At 45.1% G+C, this 23,489-nt stretch carries 19 protein-coding genes and 1 riboswitch; of the genes, 4 read left to right on the forward strand and 15 right to left on the reverse strand.

The window, feature by feature from the left end:
- Window positions 1-151 precede the first annotated feature (151 nt).
- The 9 genes from ABS362_RS08325 to ABS362_RS08365 form a co-directional block, all read right to left on the reverse strand.
- The gene (locus ABS362_RS08325) at window positions 152-1,207 is read right to left on the reverse strand and encodes an efflux RND transporter periplasmic adaptor subunit (RefSeq protein ID WP_350411951.1); all 1,056 of its coding nucleotides are present in this window, start codon (window positions 1,205-1,207) and stop codon (window positions 152-154) included.
- A 20-nt stretch (window positions 1,208-1,227) separates the two neighbouring features.
- A complete protein-coding gene (locus ABS362_RS08330; RefSeq protein WP_350411952.1) occupies window positions 1,228-2,583 on the reverse strand; it encodes a TolC family protein in 1,356 nt (451 codons plus the stop codon).
- 69 nt (window positions 2,584-2,652) lie between these two features.
- Window positions 2,653-3,126 (reverse strand): GbsR/MarR family transcriptional regulator, encoded by a 474-nt coding sequence (locus ABS362_RS08335; RefSeq protein WP_350411953.1) that lies wholly within the window; start codon window positions 3,124-3,126, stop codon window positions 2,653-2,655.
- Between the two features lie 186 nt (window positions 3,127-3,312).
- A complete protein-coding gene (locus ABS362_RS08340; protein WP_350411954.1) occupies window positions 3,313-3,840 on the reverse strand; it encodes a hypothetical protein in 528 nt (175 codons plus the stop codon).
- A gap of 364 nt (window positions 3,841-4,204) precedes the next feature.
- Window positions 4,205-4,600, reverse strand: a complete 396-nt coding sequence (locus ABS362_RS08345) for a hypothetical protein (RefSeq protein WP_350411955.1) — start codon at window positions 4,598-4,600, stop codon at window positions 4,205-4,207.
- A gap of 130 nt (window positions 4,601-4,730) precedes the next feature.
- Entirely contained in the window at window positions 4,731-5,477 is a 747-nt protein-coding gene (locus ABS362_RS08350; protein WP_350411956.1) for an EcsC family protein, read from the reverse strand.
- Window positions 5,478-6,155: 678 nt separating this feature from the next.
- Complete coding sequence (locus tag ABS362_RS08355; RefSeq protein ID WP_350411957.1) at window positions 6,156-6,689, reverse strand: YceI family protein; 534 nt, start codon at window positions 6,687-6,689, stop codon at window positions 6,156-6,158.
- A 217-nt stretch (window positions 6,690-6,906) separates the two neighbouring features.
- Entirely contained in the window at window positions 6,907-7,587 is a 681-nt protein-coding gene (locus ABS362_RS08360) for a hypothetical protein (protein ID WP_350411958.1), read from the reverse strand.
- A 329-nt stretch (window positions 7,588-7,916) separates the two neighbouring features.
- Entirely contained in the window at window positions 7,917-9,761 is a 1,845-nt protein-coding gene (locus ABS362_RS08365; RefSeq protein WP_350411959.1) for a DNA/RNA non-specific endonuclease, read from the reverse strand.
- A gap of 354 nt (window positions 9,762-10,115) precedes the next feature.
- On the opposite strand from ABS362_RS08365, the gene ABS362_RS08370 reads away from it, so the two are divergent.
- The 3 genes from ABS362_RS08370 to ABS362_RS08380 all read left to right on the forward strand — a co-directional run bounded on the left by ABS362_RS08370 (window position 10,116) and on the right by ABS362_RS08380 (window position 14,979).
- Window positions 10,116-11,651: a malate:quinone oxidoreductase gene (locus ABS362_RS08370; RefSeq protein ID WP_350411960.1), complete on the forward strand. Its 1,536-nt coding sequence runs from the start codon at window positions 10,116-10,118 to the stop codon at window positions 11,649-11,651.
- A 245-nt stretch (window positions 11,652-11,896) separates the two neighbouring features.
- Window positions 11,897-14,014, forward strand: coding sequence for a PAS domain-containing sensor histidine kinase (locus ABS362_RS08375; RefSeq protein ID WP_350411961.1), 2,118 nt, complete (start codon window positions 11,897-11,899; stop codon window positions 14,012-14,014).
- Between the two features lie 149 nt (window positions 14,015-14,163).
- Window positions 14,164-14,979: an MBL fold metallo-hydrolase gene (locus ABS362_RS08380; RefSeq protein ID WP_350411962.1), complete on the forward strand. Its 816-nt coding sequence runs from the start codon at window positions 14,164-14,166 to the stop codon at window positions 14,977-14,979.
- Window positions 14,980-15,060: 81 nt separating this feature from the next.
- On the opposite strand, the gene ABS362_RS08385 is transcribed toward ABS362_RS08380, so the two are convergent.
- The 3 genes from ABS362_RS08385 to ABS362_RS08395 all read right to left on the reverse strand — a co-directional run bounded on the left by ABS362_RS08385 (window position 15,061) and on the right by ABS362_RS08395 (window position 18,683).
- Window positions 15,061-16,311, reverse strand: a complete 1,251-nt coding sequence (locus ABS362_RS08385) for a sugar MFS transporter (protein WP_350411963.1) — start codon at window positions 16,309-16,311, stop codon at window positions 15,061-15,063.
- A 665-nt stretch (window positions 16,312-16,976) separates the two neighbouring features.
- On the reverse strand, window positions 16,977-17,822 hold the full coding sequence (locus ABS362_RS08390) for a cyanophycinase (protein ID WP_350411964.1): 846 nt from the start codon (window positions 17,820-17,822) through the stop codon (window positions 16,977-16,979).
- A gap of 114 nt (window positions 17,823-17,936) precedes the next feature.
- Complete coding sequence (locus ABS362_RS08395; protein WP_350411965.1) at window positions 17,937-18,683, reverse strand: DUF72 domain-containing protein; 747 nt, start codon at window positions 18,681-18,683, stop codon at window positions 17,937-17,939.
- 175 nt (window positions 18,684-18,858) lie between these two features.
- Window positions 18,859-18,963, forward strand: a riboswitch (SAM riboswitch).
- A gap of 240 nt (window positions 18,964-19,203) precedes the next feature.
- Between ABS362_RS08395 and ABS362_RS08400 the strand changes: the two genes are divergently transcribed.
- Entirely contained in the window at window positions 19,204-20,550 is a 1,347-nt protein-coding gene (locus ABS362_RS08400; protein ID WP_350411966.1) for an SLC13 family permease, read from the forward strand.
- A gap of 110 nt (window positions 20,551-20,660) precedes the next feature.
- On the opposite strand, the gene ABS362_RS08405 is transcribed toward ABS362_RS08400, so the two are convergent.
- From ABS362_RS08405 to ABS362_RS08415, 3 genes are all read right to left on the reverse strand, one after another.
- Entirely contained in the window at window positions 20,661-21,128 is a 468-nt protein-coding gene (locus ABS362_RS08405; protein WP_350411967.1) for a hypothetical protein, read from the reverse strand.
- Window positions 21,125-22,198 (reverse strand): SpoIIAA family protein, encoded by a 1,074-nt coding sequence (locus tag ABS362_RS08410; RefSeq protein ID WP_350411968.1) that lies wholly within the window; start codon window positions 22,196-22,198, stop codon window positions 21,125-21,127. The genes ABS362_RS08405 and ABS362_RS08410 overlap by 4 nt, the downstream gene beginning before the upstream one ends.
- A gap of 334 nt (window positions 22,199-22,532) precedes the next feature.
- Window positions 22,533-23,444 carry an alpha/beta fold hydrolase gene (locus tag ABS362_RS08415; RefSeq protein ID WP_350411969.1) on the reverse strand — a complete coding sequence of 304 codons (912 nt, stop codon included), beginning with the start codon at window positions 23,442-23,444 and terminating at the stop codon, window positions 22,533-22,535.
- Window positions 23,445-23,489: the final 45 nt, after the last annotated feature.

Consider the following 23,489-nt stretch of genomic DNA (forward strand, 5'->3'; position numbering starts at 1 on the left):
TTTTACCTATAGCCACTGCCTTTACTATTGCGGATTACAAATCCGCAGGTACTATACTTTCGGATTGCAAATCCGAAAGAGCAGCAGAACTATACTTGAGAACAAGTCCCCTTCTGAAGGGGGTTGAGGGAAGACAACTATAGCACGGTTCTTACTTCAGCACAGACACTTTAATGCCTTCGCGCAGGTTTATCTGGCCGCTTTGCACGATCTGCTCGCCTGGTTTTACACCATCAAGTATCTCTACTTTATCCTGTGTAACCACACCTACTTTTACCTTGCGCTGGTTCGCAACACCATTGTTCACCACATATACACTTGGGTTCTGGATGCTGCCAACTATAGCTTCGCGCGGTAAAAGAAGTGCATCGCGCTGATCGGCTACTTCGAAGTAAGCTGTGCCGTACATACCTGCTCTCAGGTTATTGTTAGCATTGTTCTTAACTTCAATCTCCACGTCAAACTTCAGGGTAGGGTCGGCTTGTGCGCCTATGGCTGTAACCGTTCCTTCGTACTGCTGGCCTGCACCGGCATCTGCTTTTATAGTTACCTTCTGGCCTTTGTTAATAAGCAGCACTTCGCTTTCGTTTACCTTAACTTCCAGTTTCAGCTTGTCCACGTTCACGATGTCGTATAGTTTGGTACCCATGTTCAGGTAAGATCCAACTTCAATGTGCATGGCGTTTATTTCGCCGCTAATGGGAGCAGTGATGCGGGTCTTGTTCATGCGCTGGCGGGCAGCTACTAACTGTGCCTGCGTGGATTTTGCAGCTAATCGGGCATCTTCCAACTGACGCTGGGTAATTGCGTCGCCGGCAGCCAGGTTCTCGAAACGTTCTAAGTCACGCTTTGCTTTTTCAGCATTGGTCTGGGCAGTTGCCAGGTCTGCGGCCATAGTGTTGCTTTCTACCTGTATCAGTAACTCACCTGCTCTTACTTTATCACCTTTGCGTTTTAACACGCGCTGTATCTGGCCAGTCGTTTCCGACAAAAGTGTTAAGCTCTGGATAGGAGCGAAGTTACCCTGCGCCGTGAAAGACTTGTCCAGCCTGGCTGTTTTCGCTTCAGTTACGCCCACCGGTATGGCATCGCTTTTAATTTCTGCCACAGCTGCATTGGCGGCCATCTGCTCTTTGTTATCCATCAGCTTAAAGCCAATAGCGCCCAGAATTAAGATAACAACTACGATATAAATTAACTTCTTCATTTTAGTATATGGTGTATGTCTTACTTTGTTATGGATTCTAATTCACCTCTGGCTTTCATGTAATTAAGCTGTGCCAGCTGGTATTTAAGTCTTTCGTTGTTCAGGTTTGTCTGTGCCTCGCGCAGGGCGGTCTCTGCATTCAGCAGGTCGCTTAGCGGTGCCAGGGCTTCTTTGTATAGTTGGTTTGTAGTGTTGTAAACCTCTTGTGCCAGCTCCACATTCTTTTCCTGCGATGTGATGTTGTTCTGGCTGTTACCTAACTGGCTAAGGGCATTACTTAGCTCTACCTGGGTGCTTTTGTTGTATTGCTGTATATCCAGGTCCATTTTCTTCAGCTCAATTTCGCGCTGCTGCACCTGGCTCTTCTTGCGCAAACCATCAAAAATCGGGATGTTAAGCTGCAGGCCTACCTGCGAGTTCGGAAACCACATGGCATCAGAATTTCCGATCATGCGGCCATCGTACTGCGACTGGTAGTTATAGTTACCAAAGGCAGCCAGCGAAGGGTAGTAGCCTGCCCGGATATTCTCGATCTCCAGAGCTTTCAGTTCTTTCATCTTGTTAAGTACTTTAAACTGGGCACGTTCTGTAGCAGCTTCTGTTAAGCCGGCCATAGTTGGGTGCGTATCCAGTAACTTGTCTTCTGCCGAGCCTGTTAAGGTTATCTCTTCTTCCAGGGGCATGCCCATAAAGAATTTAAGCACATTCAGTTGCTGCACATAAGCTGCCTGCAGGTTCTCTTTCTGGTTCTGGAGGTTTATCTTATTTACCTTAATGCGGTTCACATCTACCTTTTTTACCAGGTCGTTCTTGTACTGCAGCGTCAGTATCTTTTCCAGTTGTGTAAGTTTGGTCAGGTTGGCGTTGATGCTGTTGAATTGCTCTTCGGTTTGCAACACCTGGTAATAAGCGCTGCCCACGTTATAGATCACATCTTCAGTAGCCATTTCTTTGCGGATGCGATACAGGTCTTCTGCACTTTTAACAGCCTTTAGGCCCACAAAGTATGATTTGCTGAACAGCAACTGTGTTACCGACAGACCAGCCATTACCGTATTGTCGGTACCCATCGGTTTAATAAGCGGGCCTGTACCTTCGGGGTTAAATTCGGCAGGAAGCGCGATCATCGATTTTTCAAGGGTTCGTACTGCCGATCCTTTTACATCAACCTGTGGTAAACCTGCACTGCGTACTTCGTTAACCTGGTATTTGGAGCCAAGCTCATCGTAAGAGGCCTTCTTTATAGACTCGTTATTTTCGAGTGCGTATTTTACTGCCGTTTGCAGGTCCAGTTCCTTCACGTCGGGCTGGCTTTGTGCAAAAGCAGGCGACATAGAGAAGAGCGCTAATCCTACTAATAAGTGTTTGATATTCACGTTTATAGTTCTTTTAGTTTTGATATGTATAGTTGGTTCTGAATTTAGTGAACTAAAAAGACAAAAAAATTATGCTTTTTGTTTTTCGTTTTCCTTCTCCCACTGCTCGATCAGGTTCGGAAGCTGTGTTTTAAGGTAATCCAGGAAGCTGATGAAGTATTGTAATTTCTCGTCGTAAATAGGGTTATCTCTTTTTCTTACTTCCAGCACACGCTTCAGTATGTCGTTGAGTTTGCCGAGGTCTTCCATCTTTTTGTTAAACAGGTCGCGCCAGTTAGATGATTTTATCCGGAAGTAGCGTTTCCTGTCGCCATGGAAGGTGGTGTATTCTATATGGCCCGTGTTGAGCAGCATATTTAACGCATTGCTGGTAGCACTTTTGCTTATATTCAGGGTCTCAGAAATTTCCTCGAATGTAAGCTCCGGCTTGTCAGATACCAGTAACAAACCCATAACACGCGCAACAGCCGGCTGAAAACCATTGTTCTCATGGTAAATCCCGATCTCCTCGATCAGCTCCAGTTGTTTATCGCTTAATGTCATTGTTATTATATCTGTTACATACTCTTAACAGCACAAAGGTATAGATTCGTTCCGTTAGTTTATAATTTACAGAACCAAATTTTGTAAATATTTATTAAGATGGTGATTTTTATGAATTGTAATTTTAACGGACTTGGCCATAAGGCGGCGTAGCTGGCTTATGGGGGTGGTTAGCCTAAGTAGTTTTTATCTGATTTCGTACTCAAAAATTCTTCTTTCTGTAGTCGAATTATTTATGGAGTCGAAAATTATGGTACTAAAAACATACTTGTCCTTAAACTCTTTTTCAGTGACAATAGCGACCTTTTCTAAAGTACTTGAATCTGCATGAGCTGGCTGTACAAGTTCTATTGACAACATTGCAAAATCAGCTTCTTTCCATAAATTCAGATTAACTCTTTTGCTGTTTGTCATTTTTTTGATTCTGATCGCCAAATCATTTTCTTGAATATATTCCCCATGATGGATTAGTTCATCACCATTCCATTCTTCCCATTCTCCAGTTGGTAAACCATTTTTAAATTCTTGTTTAATAACTGTCTCTCGTGAATAAGGGCGTAGAGTCACACTTTCAAACTTTCCATCTAGAAATTTACCAGTAGATTTATCAAAGTAGAGCCCATCCTTATTTTGTATGTTGTCATATTCGATACTTTGGCTGCAAGAGGACAAAAGCATCAAGACAAGAAATATAGCTACAAATTCAAACTTCATGATTGCAATTAGCTCTAACGTGCTGGTGCAGCCTAAGCCCTTAGCTTAGTAAGGGTTAAGGCTGAACTGTGTTGGGTAAAGTTGTTTTAATTGTTTTAATGGCTACCTTATCATTATTACAAATAGAGAGATAAATAATATAAGCAGTATCCCTAGTTTGATTAGCCAATTAAGATAGACTTGTTTTCTGGTTTTTAAATATAGGCGGTATAGTAGGATTAAATCAAAGAAAGTTCCATAAAACCAAGTTACCTGGTAGCCATGCGTTCGCAGCTCCGCTTTGATTTTGAAGATGACTATATTCAAATAGAGAGCAATTAGTGCTTCTACAACGATAAATAAACCGAAAAGCATTGCATGAATGTTACTTGCATCCATAGTCCAAGGTGTGGGTATAAACTGAATCCTGCCGAATGAGTGTTACTACAAAAGATCCTTTTTCCTTTATGATAGAATCTCCTACCTGGATATGATCATAGGTGTCACTGCCTTCTAAAACGAAGAAACTATTGTCTACTCTAACTTTCCCCCTTCTATAAGCAAAATGCCTGAGATCCCTTTTGTCTCTGTACTTCGCAATCACTACACCTATAATACTTTTTTCCTTTATCAAAGCTGCAGTCTCGCAACGTTCTTTATCACCATTTTCCCTTGTATTAGTTGAAATCAATGGCTTGATAAACACCCAAAACACAATAAGTATAACAAAAGGAAAAATGAAACGAAGAAAGCGGTTCGTTAGTAAAGATTCTAAATTCATATTAATTGCTATTTTACCCAACTATAGTATAAACCAAAACATACGCTTATCTGCACTATATCTGTAGGTATAGAACGCTATAGTTTATACTTCTGAAAGCAATATAATAAATATCTAATGTAATCTTTAACTATAGTTTCCCGGTTTCGTGCCAGCGCATGCGGTAGGCGTTCATGGCGGTTTGGCCAAGTTTGCGGAGCAGTCTATAGTTCACAACAGCCCCTACAGGTGCCCCGATAATGGGTATGAGCTGGGCCATCTTGGCAAGGTCAATATAGTCGCGGTACTCCTGCTGAAAGCTGCGCCAGTTAAATTCGTTTATATCGTCGGGGAGGTGTTGTTTGCGGGTTTCCCAATCGGTCATGTGCAGGTACACGTCGCGGCGGTGCTCGTGGCTGCTAAAAGCCAGCTGAAAAATGTAAAGCAGGTATAAGCGCTCCCTGTAGTCGTTCACATCATAACCGTAAAGTGCAGCGATCTCGAAAAGCAATTTCATTTTAAACCCGAACAGTAACGGAAAATCTGCCAGGCCCAGCAGTATGCCACCGGCGCCGGTTATGCCACCTTCTGCGGCCGCAGCGTGTTTATAAAAATCAATACGACCCAGTACCAGTCCTTCCTGTAGTTGTAGGTTTTGTGCTTCGGAAGGTTTGCGGGTTACATAGCCCGCCCCGAAAAGCGTGGCACGCGTCATTTGCTTTATGGCTGCGGTTATGGCGTTATGTACTTTGTCGGGTATGTAACTGTTTATCTTGTGTTGCGCTTTGCGGGCGAGGTTGTTAAAGAAGGAGGGAGGCCGTTGCATTTCCTGCTGCCAGGTACGCAGCTCCTGTAAGGCCATCAGGTTATAGTTGTTCTCAGGAAGCGGAATAGCCATCAGTTCTATAGTTTGTGTGTTTAGAAGTAAGTACGTAAAGCTAAGCTACAGAAATAAACTATAGTTTTTGAGCATCTGTTTTTAGTATGCTGAGTAAAAGGAGACGAAAAGAATTACTTCTCTACAATTTTATTCCGTAGGGACAAGTTGCGTCCTAATGCCGTCAACTTAAGCAGAGATTGTCATCTCGACGAAAGGAGAGATCTATCTTGAATACATCTTAAATAGATTTCTCACTGAGTTCGAAATGACAGTTAGGAACGTAAAAGTTATTCACTTGACGACATTGGTCGCGACCTGTCCGTGAATAGGCTGTGACAATAAAGCTGTTGAGTCAACTATAGCAAAGGAGGGAGCATTCCCTTAAGGGCAGGGTCGTTTCATTCTATTATTTGCCCTCGCTCGCCTCTGGCGAGTGTGAGTTACCTGCGGACTCTGGCCGCTTAAAACTGTGCCTGAGGCACAAGTGGCGGGACGCCACTAAATAGCTCACACTCGCCAGAGGCGAGCGAGGGCGTTATTTTATATGATTTTAATATAATGAAACGACCCTGCCCTCAAGGAAACACTCCTGGATTAAAAACAGCACCAGTATATAGGTTCGGACTAACTATAAAAGCGACAAGCCACCCAAACTATAGTTCGGGCGGCTTGCCATTTATAAAACAGGAAAAGAAATTATGCTTGTTTTACCAGCTGTATTTCACAGTGGAGTTTTATTTCGTTGCTAACTACTACCTGGCCGGCTTCAGTTACGGCATCCCAGGTAAGATTAAAGTCTTTACGGTTTATTTTACCATCTACCGTAAAACCAGCTTTTGTCTGGCCATATGGGTCAACTACAATACCACCATACTCAACGCTCAGGGTAACCGGTTTGGTAATATCTCTGATGGTCAGGTCGCCGTGCAGTTTATAATCGTCGCCTGATCCTTCGTAAGTTTTACCTACAAAAACCAGCTGCTTGTGCTGTTCAGCATTAAAGAAGTCATCCGACTTAAGGTGCGTATCGCGCTGTTCGTTATTGGTGCTGATAGAGTCAATATCTGCTGTAAACTCGATGCGGGAAGCTTTGGTAAAGTCCTCGTCTTCTGTTTCTACTTCCAGGTCAAACGATTTGAAGTAACCCGTTACAGTCGTGATCATCAGGTGTTTTACCTTAAATTGTATTTCGCTGTGTGTCGGGTCAATTACCCATTTTGTAGTTGCCATAATTATCTTTCTGGTTATAAATTTTATGTAAGTTTAATTCTACGGTACTAATTACAAATGTATAAACATTTAATGTATATACATGTAATTGGTGTTAAAAGTTTCAAAAAATCTCAGAAAGTGTTTTAAGATGCTCGGAAGCAGGCTATAGTTGTAAATGCAAAAAGCCGCTCCGGTATAGTTCCGGAGCGGCTTTTTAGTAGTTTGATATCTTATTTTAAGCGTGTTGCTTTTTCTGAATGGCGGCCAGTTGCTGGCTCAGTTCTTCGGCACGGTTAAACTCAGTCTGCATTTCGCGCTTCAGCTTCAATTCGCGTTCGCGGGCAGCTTTTTTGTATTCGTTAAACTCGTTGTCGATGTCGTTAAAGGCTTTTACCTTTTCTACAGTCGTGCTCTTGCTGCTCTTATACTGCATCATAACTATAGCCAGTATAATAATAAGCGCCACTATAATTACAGAGTTCAGGATCACGTAAAACTGCTTGCCCATATCTATCCCGAAAAACGAGATGTTATTGATCAGGTGCTGGCTTTTCTGTACTTCCAGTTCTTTGCGGGCCGTTTCTTCGGTCAGGGCTTTCAGTTCCTTTTCCTGGGCTGCTACGTTGGCGCGGGCTTCAATCAGTTCTTTGTCGGCGCCTGCACGCGCATCGGCCAGTTTTTTACCAATTACCTGCAGGCTATCGTTTACGCTGCTATAAAAAGTATTCAGCGTTTTTACGTTCACTACCTTGTACTGCTGGCCTTTCTCGTTATAAGAGTTGGCATTGTCTTTAAGGTTATCGAACTGGCTTGATAACGAGTTTTTAGCTGCTTTTGCTTTCTGAGGGGCTGGGCTCTGGGCCTGTACAGCCGTAAACATTACAACTAAAATGAAAGATAAAAAGGTTGATTTCATGGTAATTTGATTAATGTCTGGATGCTATACCAGAGTAAACATAAAATAAAGTGCTATAACGCGCAATAAAAATGTGAATATGGACTAAACTTATTTTACGGATTCTCCCCTTAAACTCCTTAGCGGGCAATTTATTGTAGTTTAATAGCTTGTAAACTATAGTTATTGCCTATTCGTGTTTATAAAGAGCTCAGTATTAGCTGCTTTATGGTATACATAATCATAAAAACGGTGTTATAGTTCCTGAAACAAAAGAGCCCTGCTAATTGGCGGGGCTCTTTTGCATTATAGCTGGCTTTTAAGCCTTGTTATAGTTATAACTACTCGTGTTATTGTACGTCTACATTTGCTTCAATAACAGTCTCTACGTTATCAGCTACCAGGTTAAAGAAGTCGTAACCGGTCTTAGCTTCAATGGCATCCACGGTGGTGCGGTAAGCTCTCCAGTCCGATAAAATGTTCTGGTCATTTGGCATATCAACGGCAATAACGCGGGTGTTTGATGTTACACGGGCTGCATCGTTGTCGCCATCCGGAATGATCAGGATAACTTTCCAGGTGTTGGATGGTACGGTAACGTTGCCGTTGGCTATAGTTGTGGCATAACCATTAGAGCCGGAGCCACCAATACCATAACCTCCCGAAATAATATAGATCTCGTAACCACCCGCTAACATAGAACGGCAGTAACCTTCTAAAGTAGCCCAGGCGCCCTGGTTGTTGCGCGGAGCCTGCGGTATCATGTTGGTCATTAAGAACGTAGCAGAGTTATCAGCTACAGTTGCTGTTCTGTCTGCTGATGGAGACATATGGCCTCTGTCGAAACCGCTTCCGGAGTAGTCAGTAGACCCGACACGGTACCAGCCCGATGGCAGCGTAATATCAGCACGGAAATCGTCCTGGCGTGGTGTGCTGCCTATCCAAGATTCATCCAGGTGCCAGCTTACCCAGTTGGCTGTTCCTTTGTCGCGGCTATACGACATCACAAATTGTGGCTTCTGCAGCAGGTAATTGTTAGGGTAATTTACATCTGTAATGGCCCCCGACGGGTTACCCATTGTCAGATTTACATTATCTATAGTTGGGGGAGGAGTGGTTGGGTCGCCAGTACCCGGGTCGCCGCCACCACCGTCTCCGGCAGCTGTACCACTTATCACAAAGTCATCAATATTAATGCGGATACCGCTGCCCGAAAGCTTCACTACCCTGAAACGAACGGCCGAACTATAGTTTACCGTGAAAGTAACAGGCTGTAATGTAGTAGAAGTGGTGTTAACGATGTTGCCTACAGCAGTCCATGACGTTCCGCCATTTGTTGAGGCTTCCAGTTGCCAGGTGCTTGGGCCATCGGTGCCGTACAAAGCATGGGCTATAGTTACCGACTGTGCGCCCTGCACATCAAATTGCATTTCAAGGGTGCCCAGGTCACGGATACGAACTGATTTTGTGCCTGATTTACGGTCGCCATCCAGTGTTCCGATCAGGGCTTCGTTCAGGTACCAGTTACCAGATGTCAGCGCAACTGTTCCGGCAGCATAACTTCCCTTAGAGCCCGTTTCATAGTCTTCCGTGATAGTTTCCGTGTTCTGTACCGGAGCAGGGTTCGACTCGATCTGAATATCATCAATGTTGGCACGGTTGGTGCTTCCATCTGTCTTCCTTATCTCGAAACGGACAGTACCGGTTACATCTAACGGATAGGTTATAGTTTGTAAACTGGTTTTGCTTACACTAACGGCAGCACCGGCGCTTGTCCAGCTGGTTCCTCCGTTAGTGGAGTAAAACACCTGCAAAGTGGTAGCTTTATCGCTCCCAAACTTGGCATAGCGCATCGTAAACGATTTTGCTCCTTCAGCCAGGTCGAAGGCCATCGTTAGTTTACCACTGTTGCGTACACGTGCCGACTGCGTTCCTGATTTTCTATCGGAGGTAGAGTTCCCGGTCAGGGCATCATCAAAGGTCCAGGTGCCGTTTACAAAACTTACCTGCTCTGTAGCATAGCTTGATTTGTAGGCACTCTCATAATTCTCAGTAAAGTAGGTAGATAAAGTGGTTGCGTCCGGTTCAACCTCAATTATTTCCTGTGGTGTAATTTCCTGCTCCTGGTCGCAGGCGGTAAAAGAAAAGAAGGCCACCAGGATAAAGGCCCATCTGGTAAGGTAACTGTGTTTCATTTGTATGGTGTTAGAGTTGATAATACAAAGTCGGGGAACAGTATAACTATAAAATTCCGGTAATATTAAAGGATGCAAATATAGCATAATTAAATATCTATAAAAGCTGATAACATATTGATAATGTGAAAGTTGTTGTTGCAACATGTAATAAGGCAGAATATTTATACCAGATGTTTTTATAGTACCTCAAAGATTGTCTTAAAAAGTTTCCGGAGCCTGACTATAGCTATGTGAGCAGAGCGGATGTAACCCGGCAGGCAGCTGAAAGTATAGTTAAAAACACGTTTTAACCGTAATCCTTTAGATACCCGCCTGCCGGTGCAGGAGACTATAAGATGAAACCAGATAGCTATGAACAATAAAATTAACCTTGCCGACAACCCGGATGTGATACTGATAGGGGCCGGCATAATGAGCGCCACCCTGGGCATGTTGCTAAAAGAACTGGAGCCTAACCTGAAAATAGAAGTGTATGAGCGGCTGGATGTAGCCGCCGCCGAAAGCTCTGATGCCTGGAACAACGCCGGAACCGGACACTCTGCTTTTTGCGAACTCAACTATACCCCCGAGCGCCCCGACGGATCGATAGACATAAGTAAAGCAGTTAAAATTGCGGAGTCGTTTGAGGTGTCCAAGCAGTTCTGGTCTTACCTCATCGAAAAGAACCAGGTCAGGCTTCCTGACTTTTTTATCAACAGTATTCCGCACATCAGTTTTGTGTGGGGCGACAAAAATGTAGACTTCTTAAAAAAGCGTTACGATACCCTTACCGACTGCCATTTGTTTAAAGGCATGCAATACTCCGAGAACGCGCAGCAACTGAAAGAATGGATGCCGCTTGTAATGGAAAACCGCGACCCGAACGAAAAAGTAGCGGGTACCCGCATAGAGATAGGCACGGACGTGAACTTTGGCGCACTAACACGCCGCATGCTGGAGCGCCTGGGTAATGACGGACAGGTAAAGCAATATTTTGGGCATGAGGTGCGCAATCTTCAGAAAAAGAACAATGGCTACTGGCGCGTAAAAGTGAAAGACCTGGCCACCGGCGAAAAACGAAAAGTGTATGCCAGGTTTGTGTTTATAGGAGCTGGCGGTGGAACGTTGCCATTACTTTTAAAATCTGATATTCCGGAAGGGGATGGCTATGGTGGTTTCCCGGTGAGCGGGCAGTGGCTGCGTTGCACTAACCCCGACATTATAGAGCAACACAAAGCAAAAGTGTATGGCAAGGCTTCGGTTGGTTCGCCGCCTATGTCGGTGCCGCACCTGGATAGCCGCTTTATAAACGGTAAAAAAGAGCTGCTTTTTGGGCCGTATGCAGGTTTTTCTACCAAGTTCCTCAAAAAAGGCTCTTTCCTGGATCTGGCCTTATCCATCAGACCGGATAATTTGCGGCCTATGATCTCGGCAGGTATCAAAAACATACCACTTACCCAGTACCTTATAAATCAGGTAAGGCAGGAACCCGAAGACAGGCTGGCAGCACTGCGCGATTATTACCCGAATGCAAAAGAAGAAGACTGGGAACTGGAAATAGCCGGACAGCGGGTACAGGTCATCAAAAAAAGTCCGGAGGGCGGTGGTGTGCTGGAGTTCGGTACCGAAATGGTAACTGCTTCGGATGGCTCGTTAGCAGCGTTGCTGGGAGCTTCGCCGGGAGCTTCTACGGCAGTGTCTATCATGCTGGAGCTTGTACAGCGTTGTTTCCCTAAGCAGGTGCAATCGCCGGAGTGGCAGGCCAAACTAAAGCAGATGATACCATCCTACAACCAGTCTTTGGCAGAGAACGAGGAACTGCTTTATAAAGTAAGAGCCTGGACAAGCGACACCCTGGACCTTCCCAAGATAGGTGCCAACTATAAACAGGAAGCCGGAAAAGTGTAGATTGTAATTTAGCAGTATAAAGGCTGCTTATTTACTTTTTTAATGGATGTAACATGTAAATTATGTTGTGCTATAGTTACTTAAACGGTCTTATACCCGCCAACTATAGGTTTGAATTAAATAAAGCCGTGTATCCTGTGTTTTTGGTTTTACGTTGAAACTAAGCCTTTACATTATATATTCTGCTTATTATAAGGTAACTTACTAATTCCTGCTATCAGGCAGCGATCATAAATATATACTTAATGCCTTCAGAATCTATACAGAATACTACAACTACGCCGGCCTTTTTGCAGGGTGGTGGAGAAATGGGTGCCTTGATCCGGGAGTACGACTGGGAAAACCATCCGCTAGGTAAACCAGAAAACTGGGAGGAGACGCTGAAGACCACTGTCCGGATCCTGTTGAATTCTGCTTTTCCGATGTTTTTATGGTGGAGTAAGGATTTGTTCATGTTTCATAACGACGCGTACCTGCCTGCCCTTGGTAATAAACACCCGAAAGCACTGGGAGCAAGCGCCCGCGATATGTGGGCCGAAATATGGAACACGGTTGGTGTAGTAGCTGAAGATATATTAGAGAATGGCAACCAGTTTTATGCCGAAGAACTATACCTGGTGCTGGAGCGGAAAGGTTTTCCGGAGGAGACCTACTGGACATTTTCTTACAGCCCAGCCTTTGATGATAATGGAGACGTTAACGGCGTTTTCTGTGCCTGTACCGAGGTAACTAAAACAGTGCTGAACCAACGTCGCATCCGCACCATGAAAGCCATAGCAGATGCCACCGCATTGGTGCAAACCCTGGAACAAGCCTGCCAGACAGCCAGCGACATACTTAGTCATAACCCTCAGGATATTCCGTTTAACCTCATTTACCTGTTTAATGCACAAGGCTCCGAATGTAAGTTAGTTGGTAAAGCAGGAAACATTGCTGATGATGACGCGCCAGATCTAATACTGATAAAAGGTAAGGAAGCTGGTGCCCCGATCCGCAGACTGATCGAAACAAGACAGCCTGTTCTATTAGATCAGATGACACATAACGACGCTGCTACAGATGTAGCGTCAGGCTTGTCGATACCAGGTAAAGCGGTTCTGCTTCCCATCTTCCGGCCGGGGCAGGATGAAATTATCGGGTTGTGTGTCTCCGGTATCAGTTCATTTCTGGAATACGATGCAGATTATGTGGGCTTTCATCAATTGATGATCGGACAGTTTGCTACTTCCATTACCAGCGTGCAGGCCCGCCAGGAAAGTATAAGGCAACAGAAATACCTTAACGAGATTTTTCAGCAGGCACCGGTGGGTATAACTATACTGCGCGGACCGGAATATATTATAGACCTGGCAAACCCGGGTGTTTGTGAAATATGGGGACGTAATCAGGTAGATATATTGGGTAAGCCAGTGTTGGATGTGTTGCCGGAAGTAGCCGACCAGGGCATAAAAGAGCTGTTGGATAACGTGTATAATACCGGCACTCCTTTTATAGCCAATGAACTGCCGGTACATTTTGAGCGCGATGGCAAAATGGAAGAAGTGTACCTCAACTTTGTGTACCACCCGATGCGCAATATGGCAGGCGAAATTACAGGCATTATTGCAGTAGCTATCAACATTAACGAGCAGGTAGAAGCCCGGATGAAAATAGAAGAAATGAACCGAGAGCTGCTGGGTATAAACGCTGACCTCGACAACTTTGTATATTCCGCCTCCCACGACCTGAAAGCGCCGATCTCCAACATAGAGGGACTGATGAAAGCGCTTGTAGATTACCTGCCCTCAGAAGTGGTACAATCTGAAAAGGAGATTCCACGCGTGCTAAACCTGATCCAGAACTCAGTAGATAGGTTTAAACGTGCCATAGCAGACCTGACTGAAGTTGCCAAGATACAACGCGACAGCGTAGAGGATGTAGCGAAAGTTAACCTGAAAGAGGTAATTGAAGACGTTAAACTGGATTTTGAAAGACTTATCAGGGAGAAAGATGCAACTATAGATGTGCAGTTCAGTGACGATACAGTAGTAGAGTTCTCGGCTAAGAATGTGCGTAGTATCGTTTATAACCTGCTCAGCAATGCACTGAAATACAGCTCGCCGGAGCGCAAACCCCTGATAAAAGTAACAATAGAAAACAACCCGGAGTTTACTGTTTTATGTGTATCTGATAACGGACTTGGCTTTAACCCTGCCGACGAAAGCAAGATATTCGGGATGTTTAAGCGCCTGCACGACCACGTGGAAGGCTCGGGAGTTGGCTTATACATTGTAAAACGTATCCTCGAAAATGCAGGTGGCCGCATAGAGCTCGACAGCGAACCAGGCAAAGGCTCTACCTTTAAAGTTTACTTCAAACGCTGATAAACTATAATTTTTTGTGCTGATAATCAGGTACAACTATAGTTACGGTTGGTTAAAGTTGATGCGTCCGGAATTAAGGCAGCTGCTTTGCGGTTTTCTATTTGCCCCCGGTTGGTATAAACTATAAATTACCTTTTCTTTGTAGGCACATGCAATTGCAGATCACATCCTTAAATTCTGGCAGTAACGGTAACTGTTATTACATCGGTAATGAGCACGAAGCAGTGTTGGTAGATGCCGGTATTTCGTGCCTCGAAACTGAAAAGCGAATGAAGCGCCTCGGCCTTTCGATGCGCAAAGTAAAAGCCATTTTCATCTCTCACGAGCATTCCGACCACATCCGGGGCGTATCAGTAATGGCGCGCAAATATGAGATACCGGTTTACATTACACCCGACACTTTATACCATGGCCGTCTGACCCACGAAAAATTTACCTCCATTTCTTTTCTGGCACATGAGCCGGTGCAGGTAGGTGGGCTGATGATAACTGCCTTCCCGAAATGGCACGACGCATCCGACCCACATAGTTTTATAGTTAGTTACCAGGATATCAACATTGGGGTTTTTACAGACATAGGTGCACCCTGCGAGCATGTTATCAAGCACTTTGGTATGTGCCACGCCGCTTTCCTGGAAGCCAACTATGATGATGGTTTACTGGATAAAGGCCGTTACCCTTATCACCTGAAACAACGCATCCGCAGCAATCATGGGCACTTATCGAACGAGCAGGCACTGGCGCTTTTTATGGAGCACAAACCGGCGTTCATGAGCCACATTCTGCTGTCGCATTTATCAAAAGATAATAACTGCCCAAAGCTGGTGCAAAACCTGTTCCGGTTAAATGCTGCCGGCACTGAGGTAGTGGTGGCCTCCCGTTACCAGGAAACCCCGGTCTATACCATAACCAATTCCTTTAAACCGATAAAGCATTATAAAGGCGAACAGCTGCAGCTTTTATAGTTTAGCTATAGTTCAATTTAACAGAAAATCCCGCTCAAACTATAGTTCAGGCGGGATTTTCTGTTTTTGGTATTGTTGTTTTTACTTTCTGATTCTGTGGCCTTTGGTAGCGAAAAACCAGATAAACAGGTAACACGGCACCATGATCCAGTAGGCTTGCTGCGCATCAGCCAGATCCGTGAAGCGGCCATACACCAACGGGATAATAGCACCACCGGCAATACCCATGATCAGTAAAGACGAACCAATTTTAGTAAAGCGACCCAACCCCGCAATAGCCAGCGGCCAGATAGCAGGCCACATCAGGGAATTTGCCAGACCAAGCAACGCGATGAACAGCACCGAAATGTAGCCTTCCGTTAGTATGGCAGCGATAGTGAACAACACTCCCAGTATGGCAGATATCTGCAGGGCTACATCCTGTTTCAGGTATTTTGGTATTGTTACAATGCCAATAAGGTAACCCACCAACATAGCGCCTAATGTGAACGAAGCAAAGAACTTAGCATCATCAAGTGTAAAACCTTGTTCCTGGCCATAGCTGATGATGGTATCTACAGAAATAACCTCTACGCCCACATACAGGAAAATAGCCAGCACCCCCAACAACAAATGCGGAAACTGGGTAATGCTTGTTTTGCCTGTGTTGGTCGTAGCCACCACTTCATCTTCCTGGTCGGTGTCAATTTCCGGCAGCGAAGAGCGCAGCACCATAAAAGCCAGTACCACTAGCGATGCAGCCATGATAATATAAGGAACTATCACCCGGTCCAGGGAAGCAGTCTCCTGACTTTGAAGCGAATCAGAATCCAAAAATAAAACGGTACCCAGCACCAGCGGCGCTATAATACCGCCTACTTTATTTGCAATGCCCATTACACTAATGCGTTTGGCAGCACTTTCGGCTGGGCCAAGTATAGTTATGTAAGGGTTTGATGCTGTTTGCAGCAAGGTTAAGCCGGCGCCCTGTATAAACAGACCTACCAGGAAAATAACAAAAGTGCTCGATTGTGAGGCAGGTATAAAAACAAGTGCACCGGCAGCCATTACAGCCAGCCCGATCGCCATTCCTTTTTTAAAGCCTGTCTTTTTAAGTACCCACGCAGACGGTACCGCCATGGCTACATAAGAGATGTAAAAAGCAAACGTAACAAAGTACGACTGGAAATTACTGAGCTCAAAAGCTTCGCGGAAATAAGGTATGAGTACAGAGTTGATCCAGGTAACGGACCCGAAAATAAAGAACAGCGCCCCGATGATGACAATCGCGCGGGTGTCGTTGTTACGTGTGGCAGATTGCTGAGACTGCATAGGTTTTGTATTAACAGACATAAAAAGTTGGTTAAGGCTGTTCAAGATAACCTATTTTTTTAAAAATACAGCACAGCAGCTCCGCAGGAACTATAAACCGGCTACAAGCTATAGATTTTTGATCAAAGCGTGTAGTTGGGGCATTGAGGACGTTCAACACTTTTATCTTGTCAACCTGAGCGAAGCCGATGAATCATATTTGTCTTTCAATTTCTCTATTTGTTATTTCGACGACAGGAGAAATCTGGGTTCTATAGTTTGATTCTTTGCTCCTTTGAACCAAGCTATCCTTTCAAATAAACTCTACTCCTGGGAGCTTTACTTGCCTATCGTTTCAAATAACCTTTGGTGCCCTCACGGCCGGGAGGCCCCGTCTTCGGGCATCGCGCTGTGCGAATCTCTTTTGCTCGTGCCTCGCAATGCCTGCGGCACCAGATATTCACAAGGCGCTCAACCCAAAGACTGATACGTTTCTCATAGCAACTGCTTTTCTATAGTTTGAACCGGTAAGCTTCGACTTTTATCATGGTCATAGTTCCGTAGGGACAGGTCGCGACCTGTCCGTGGGAGATCGTCAACTATAAAACTATGATTTGAAAATTGGTAAAGGCGGATAATTCCCCTCTTGGGAGGGGCAGGGGTGGGTTAATACTCTCGGGAGAGGTAGGGGTGAATTAAACCTGCAACTATACAAACTCACCGGATGAAATGTGGTACGATCGGCCTTTAGGCAGAACATGTATGATCAGGTTCTCGACACAGAGAGCATCGCCGGAATCTATAGTTCTATAGTTGTTCTCCAGCAGTTTTCGTCCGTCCAATACAATGACCAGCCCGGAGCCGATGGTTTCGATGCAGTTATTTTCTGTTATCAGGATGCCCGTATCTTCGCCAAGCCCAATGCCGATATGGGTCGGATTACTGGCGATGGCTTCTATCAATCTGGGAATGCGACGGCGGTTCACGAAGTGAGTGTCAATGATGATCTTATCCAACAGGTCCAGCCCCGTTGTAAGTTCAACGTTTCCTTTCAGCAGAGGCGCAGTCTCAATGGACCCGTTTATCATAACTCCCGATAACGCCATGGCGCCTGCGCTGGTACCCGATACCAGGAATTTTTCTTCGTGCTGGTAACGTTCCTGTAATATGCGTAGAGCTTCCGAACCGCTAAAAGTAGTAGTAATGCGCTGTTGGTCTCCGCCGGTAAACATTACTGCATGGGTTTGTTTCAGGCGCTCCAGGTATTCGGGTCGGTTGGCATCTTCTGGGGTTTGAATTGGTAAAACACCCACGTTATCACAGCCCAGCAGTAAGAATGCATCCGTATAAACCTTGCCGGCTATTTCGGGATTTATAGTTGCCGTAGTTACCACTTCTATGCGGGTGCCCTGGCCATGCAGCTCATCATGTATCCGTTTCAGAATACCTTCGTCTACAGAATGAGAATGCTCATCTATGGGTACAGGAACCGGCTCATTCCCTTTTCTTTCGTTGCCACCGATAGCCATAATCTTACCTTTTGGGATATTCATAAGCTGCTGTTATTTAACTATAAAACGGTAATCAGAGCCTGACGGTGTAAAGCTTTTACACTATAGTTCAGATGCAGTAACAGTCGGAAAAGTTACTCGACCACTTAAGATGAACTATAGATTTTTGATCATATCGAATAGTTTGCGGGCATCGAGTACGGCGTTTCCTAAAATAGTATTATTAAAGAAAATCCAGACCTGTTTTTCATCCTCCAACCAATCTTTTACCATGTAGGCGTAGCGTTCCAGTTTTTCGTCGGAGTAAGCAGAGGAGTACATTTTTTCGTCGCCGTGCAGGCGCAGATAGGCAATGTTGGTGGTGGTTGCTTCGGTGCCCGGAAAGCGCTTGCCGGCGCTGGCTATAACAGTTGTAATGTCGTAATCACGCAGCAAATCCATCGACTCATCGGTAAACCAAGACACATGGCGGGCCTCCAGGGCAAAAGGCTGGGCTGGATATTTATCGCGGAGCAATCTGTAAAAATCCTCCGCAGTTGGTCTGTCGAACCGGAAACTGCCGGCGATCTGGACAAGCACCGGACCTAACCTGTCGCCCATTAAACTATAGCTGGACATAAATTTATCCAGGGGTGCTTCGGCATCAACAAACTTGCGCTTGTGTGTTATCTCCTGGTTCAGCTTAGGTGCAAATTTAAAGTAAGCGGGTGTGGTAGTCAGCCATTTCTCCACGGTTTTGGCCATGGTAAAGTGGTAAAAGCTGCTGTTTATTTCGGTGCAGTTAAAATTGGTAGCATAGTAGGCCAGCCGGTCTGCCGATTTTAGTTCGGGTGGGTAAAGTACTTCCATCCAGCGGTAACTCCATCCAGACGTGCCCATATTTAAGTTCGGTATCTGTTCCATAAACTATAGTTGTTGCAGCTACCTACGTATGTTGTGCCTGGCTGTTCATCCCTGTTAAGTGCAAACCAGTAAAACATTCACAAACTATAGTTGTTAGGTCATCCTATAACAGGTTTATCATTTAAAGCTTGCAATTTTTGAGGCAGTGGTCTTACCTTTGCAGCATCTTTATCAAGATTTATAAAGAAGAGGGAAGAGAGCAGGCTCCGAGAACCTCTAGCAACCGTCAATAATATTGAAATGGTGCTAACACCTGCCCAGTTTTTGGGAACTATAAATTACTACACATGTACTTACCACACACTCTTTCAGTATTTATTCCGGCTATTTTGCCCGTTACCGCAACGCCTGTTGCTATGGCAAACTGTTGTTGCTGTTGTAGCTAATTCCCACTGATGGCTGCCTTACAGTGTGGCCACACCTTAATATTCATTTCAATTCTTTTATCAAAATGGCATCTGTGGTTAACAGTAAGTTTACTGTGGCTATAGTTCGCTTTTCTTTCAGGTTTAACTTTACAATGGATCAGATTCAAAAGACGGGCGGATTAGCCCTGTTTCCCTTTTTAGTATTCGTATTTATTTTCCTGGGCGCCGGTATTGTGCTCAACGACTTTTATGCTTTGCCCTCGCCGGTTGCTGTAGTATGCGGTATCATAGCAGCATTTCTGATTTTAAAAGGAAACATAAATGCCAAAGTAGATGCCCTGGTGCGCGGTTGCGGCGATTCCCAGATCGTGACCATGTGCGTTATTTACCTGCTGGCCGGCGCTTTTGCGGTGGTTTCTAAAAGCATTGGCGGCGTAGATGCTACCGTAAACCTGGGCTTAAACTATATTCCGGTGCAGTACCTGGCGCTGGGCGTGTTTGTGCTGGCAGCATTCCTGTCTACGGCTACAGGTACGTCGGTGGGAGCTATAGTTGCCCTGGGGCCGATAGTAGTGGGGCTGGCCGAGCAAAGCGATACCTCGATGCCGCTGATGTTGGGTGCATTGCTGGGTGGTTCCATGTTCGGCGATAACCTCTCTTTTATTTCCGATACGACTATAGCGGCTACTCAAACGCAGGAGTGTGAGATGAAAGATAAGTTTAAAGTGAATTTCCTGATAGCGGGTCCGGCTGCGTTTGTTACCATCGGGCTTTTGCTTTTCGCTGGTTTTCAGAACGATGCAACCCAGGCTGTTTTACCTGTAACACGTGAAATTGAGTTTCTGAAGATAGCGCCTTACCTGTTGGTGTTGTTTTTAGCGGTGTATGGGGTAAATGTGTTTGCGGTGCTAATAGCGGGTATTGTGGCTTCGGGCCTGGTTGGTATAGTTGGCGGCGAACTGGATGTGCTGCTTTTCAGCAAAAAAATATACGAAGGCTTTACCAGCATGACCGAGATCTTCCTGCTATCGATGCTGACCGGCGGACTGGCCGAAATGGTGCGGCAGGCGGGTGGTATCCAGTTTCTGCTTAGCAAGGCAAACAAGTTTATCAGTGGCTACCGTTCTTCGCAGGTTGGTGTGGGCTTGCTGGTGAGTGGTGTAAACAGTGCCATAGCCAACAACACGGTTTCTATAGTTATAACCGGGCCTGTAGCCAAAGATATAAGCCAGCGCTACCACATAGACAAACGCAAAACAGCTGCCATACTCGATATTTTTGCCTGCATTGTGCAGGGCCTGCTACCCTACGGCGCACAGATCCTGATCATGCTGAACTTTACAAACGGAGAAGTTTCTTACCTGGAGGTATTGCCTTACGCGTGGTATTTATACTTATTGCTGTTCTTTACCGTGTTGGCTATCCTTACACCTTTTATAGATAAGTTTCTTCAGCAAAAACCTGTTCTGGCAGTAACCAAAGAGGCAGTCGTAAATTAAGCCATGCGGTCGCAGACTATAGTTCAGGTTATGTAGGGCCAACATAAAAGAACCACTCAGGCCATAGTTTAAGTGGTTCTTTTTAATGGTATCGGGTACACTATATTCAGCTATAAACCAGCAACCGGGTTGCCGTCGAACAGCCAGTTAAGTGCCGCTTCTTTAGAGCTGAAAACTTCGAGCTGGGTCTTTAATTTAAACTCCGGCAATTGTTCAATAGTGTTACAAACGCGGGCGCCATCCATCAGAGCAATACTCTCCAGTGTGTTAACTCGCGCAAACTTCAGTAGGTTTGCTTTTGGCAACAAAGGGTAAACAAGTTCTAATATCCAGTTCTGGTCTGCAAACTCCAGGTAATGTATAGCACGAGAGTCGCTCAGCCAATATTCACATTTTTTATCGATACATGTTTCCACAGCCTTCATAAAATTTTGCCTGAACACTTCGCTCGGCGGGTGCTGAAGCCACTCCACATAAACGAATTTTAACTGGTCGTTCAGCTGAATGTTGATATAGTTATCCTGGTACACGATGCTGAAGCACTGGGTGAGGGGGGCTGTAGTTTGTACTGTTGTCATGCTGTTGCTTGTAAATTGTCGTGAAGCAGGTTTAGCCATTCAATAGCTTCGTCCTCAGTCATAAAATATTGTATAGTTTGCGGGCAAACATGCTTTGTTACCCGTTTATTCATGCTTTCGCTGGCCATTTGCTGCATCACATCCGGTGCCGAAACAATTGCTAAACGTTCAATCGGGTTCTTTTTGAGAACAAATACTGTAACGCTCACGGCCCACGTCTGGTCTTCGAGGTTGATAATGCCTAACTGTTGGTTGTTCACCAAAACGGAGCGAATGTTATTGTTGATGACAGCGCGTGCCGTTTTTAAAATAGCATACCTGTATTCGCGGCTGGTTACCCTGCGGAGCCAGCGTAGTTGCAACTGTTTTGTGTTTCTGTCTGTCGTTATGCTCACAAAATCGGTCTGGCAACGGGTAACAGCTTGTGGGGGCTGGGGTATACTGGTTGTTATAGCATTGTTGCCAGGTGCGATCTGCTTTTCAGGAGTTGCTTTAGGATAAGCCTGCGTATATTTTTTCAGGGTTTTTAATCCCGATTGCAACGAAACAGAAACTTTACTGCTGTGCAGGGCTGCTTTTGGGAACGGTGCCTGTAAAAGCCATTCTTTAGCCTCTGCCTGGTCGTAAAAAAAGCTTACCTGGTAAGGTAAAGCAGGACCGTTTTTTATAACTGCCTCGTAAGCCCGCTGCTGCGTACCTGTTTTAGCGAGTACCCTGGCGCTCCGGATCAGTGGCGACTTCTTTTTTACCTGTGCCAGAAAGTGGTTTGTATTCTGCTGGTCTTCTAATGTAGGGTCTCCCATCTTCGTGAAATCTATCAGCAAAAACTCTACACGCAGTGCAGCAATACATAACCCAATAAACCGGATGTACTGGCGGTATTCGCAACTGCTGACAGGGCGTTGCCACACAGCTTCCATAAGCCTTGTTTCCGGCTGAAAATCTATAGTTAGTGGCGGTATTAATTCAAAGCCAGATACATCATTCCTCTTGAAAGACTGCTGTAACTGATTACCGTCTAATACTACGCCTTCCGAATTGTTATAAGTTTGTTTTGGTGTGTGCTGCATTACAAATACTCCTGCTCCCGATTATTTATGAAAGCTATTTTAAATACTCTAAAAATCAGATTATCACAGCTTTATAAACCTATTACGATTGGGTCTGGTTCAATAGTTTTACTAATTCCCTGTATAGTTATAGTTTGTTCAGCCTTAAGATGCTTTAATTGAACTACTGTACCTGATAAGTCTATGAAAATTAATGTGGGAGCTTGTTGTAAGGGCCTGTTATTTAGGTTGATATTCTTGTTGGGGTAGGTGTAAACGCAAGTATGGGAAACGATAAAAGCCATGCAACGGATGGCTGCATGGCTTTCAGGTGATGGGTTTAAACTATAGCTTTCTAATCCAGTTTGGCTAAGAACTTACGGATATATTTCTGGAAATCCTTTGGTTGCTCCTGGTAAGGGCAGTGGCCGGTTTTCATAACGCGGTAGGTCGCCTTCGGAAACTGGAACGATTTATAGTGCTCAGGACCCACAGAGTAATCGTAAATACCCGCAAAAACCAGGGTAGGTACATTTATGGCAGCGGTTTTAAGGGTAAAGTCCTGTTCATATTCCGGGTAATTCCAGACGTTGCTGCCAAAGTGCCAGTTTAGCGTTGTGTCCATTACTGCAGCCATTTCCTGGAACTGTGCTTTGTCGCGGTACATCATTTTATATGCCATGTCCTTTTCGTTCAGTTTGCTCCACACGGCTCCAAACGCCTGCGTTTTGCTTACTCCCGGCTTCAGAAAATCCGATTCAGGTACGTTTAAGATGCGCGCAGCCTGTGTAATGCCATTCGATTTGGCATAATCAAGGTTAAGGGTGGTATTAACATAAATGGTGGCCAATACACGGTTCGGATGGCTGTAAACGTACTCGGTAGCTATCGTTCCGCCAAAAGAGTGCGGCATCACGATCCATTTTTCGTAGCCCAGGTGTGCCCGTATCTCTTCCAGGTCTTTTACCACACGCGCCAGCGAATAATCGGTGCTGCCATCGCCACCCGAACGGCCGCTGCCGCGCTGGTCTACGTAGATCATGGTCATGTCCTGCTCGGTAATGTTGCCGCCCAATGCATAGTAGTATTTTGGCCATGAGCCCGGCCCGCCGTGTATGAACACGCATGGTTTGCCCTGTCCGGCTACCCTCACGTATAGTTGCACCGAGTCGGAAGTAGTAAAGTAAAAGTTTTTGTTTTGTGCCTGCACGCTGCCCGCAGCAACTATAAACAGGAACATTAAAAAGGCAAAGATGTGATTTCTCATAGTAAGGTATCTGGCTAAAAATATAGTTGAACTATAGACGCGGCG

Origin of the sequence: Pontibacter populi (assembly GCF_040278685.1) — a bacterium.
Taxonomy (GTDB): domain Bacteria; phylum Bacteroidota; class Bacteroidia; order Cytophagales; family Hymenobacteraceae; genus Pontibacter; species Pontibacter populi.

Coding starts and splice junctions, on each gene's coding strand:
- ABS362_RS08350 (WP_350411956.1), bottom strand. CDS start 5,477: ATGGCTATTCCGCTTCCTGAGAACAACTATAACCTGATGGCCTTACAG.
- ABS362_RS08385 (WP_350411963.1), bottom strand. CDS start 16,311: ATGTCTGTTAATACAAAACCTATGCAGTCTCAGCAATCTGCCACACGT.
- ABS362_RS08410 (WP_350411968.1), bottom strand. CDS start 22,198: ATGCAGCACACACCAAAACAAACTTATAACAATTCGGAAGGCGTAGTA.
- ABS362_RS08365 (WP_350411959.1), bottom strand. CDS start 9,761: ATGAAACACAGTTACCTTACCAGATGGGCCTTTATCCTGGTGGCCTTC.
- ABS362_RS08390 (WP_350411964.1), bottom strand. CDS start 17,822: ATGAATATCCCAAAAGGTAAGATTATGGCTATCGGTGGCAACGAAAGA.
- ABS362_RS08340 (WP_350411954.1), bottom strand. CDS start 3,840: ATGAAGTTTGAATTTGTAGCTATATTTCTTGTCTTGATGCTTTTGTCC.
- ABS362_RS08405 (WP_350411967.1), bottom strand. CDS start 21,128: ATGACAACAGTACAAACTACAGCCCCCCTCACCCAGTGCTTCAGCATC.
- ABS362_RS08360 (WP_350411958.1), bottom strand. CDS start 7,587: ATGAAATCAACCTTTTTATCTTTCATTTTAGTTGTAATGTTTACGGCT.
- ABS362_RS08355 (WP_350411957.1), bottom strand. CDS start 6,689: ATGGCAACTACAAAATGGGTAATTGACCCGACACACAGCGAAATACAA.
- ABS362_RS08370 (WP_350411960.1), top strand. CDS start 10,116: ATGAACAATAAAATTAACCTTGCCGACAACCCGGATGTGATACTGATA.
- ABS362_RS08335 (WP_350411953.1), bottom strand. CDS start 3,126: ATGACATTAAGCGATAAACAACTGGAGCTGATCGAGGAGATCGGGATT.
- ABS362_RS08375 (WP_350411961.1), top strand. CDS start 11,897: ATGCCTTCAGAATCTATACAGAATACTACAACTACGCCGGCCTTTTTG.
- ABS362_RS08325 (WP_350411951.1), bottom strand. CDS start 1,207: ATGAAGAAGTTAATTTATATCGTAGTTGTTATCTTAATTCTGGGCGCT.
- ABS362_RS08395 (WP_350411965.1), bottom strand. CDS start 18,683: ATGGAACAGATACCGAACTTAAATATGGGCACGTCTGGATGGAGTTAC.
- ABS362_RS08380 (WP_350411962.1), top strand. CDS start 14,164: ATGCAATTGCAGATCACATCCTTAAATTCTGGCAGTAACGGTAACTGT.
- ABS362_RS08415 (WP_350411969.1), bottom strand. CDS start 23,444: ATGAGAAATCACATCTTTGCCTTTTTAATGTTCCTGTTTATAGTTGCT.
- ABS362_RS08345 (WP_350411955.1), bottom strand. CDS start 4,600: ATGAATTTAGAATCTTTACTAACGAACCGCTTTCTTCGTTTCATTTTT.
- ABS362_RS08400 (WP_350411966.1), top strand. CDS start 19,204: ATGGATCAGATTCAAAAGACGGGCGGATTAGCCCTGTTTCCCTTTTTA.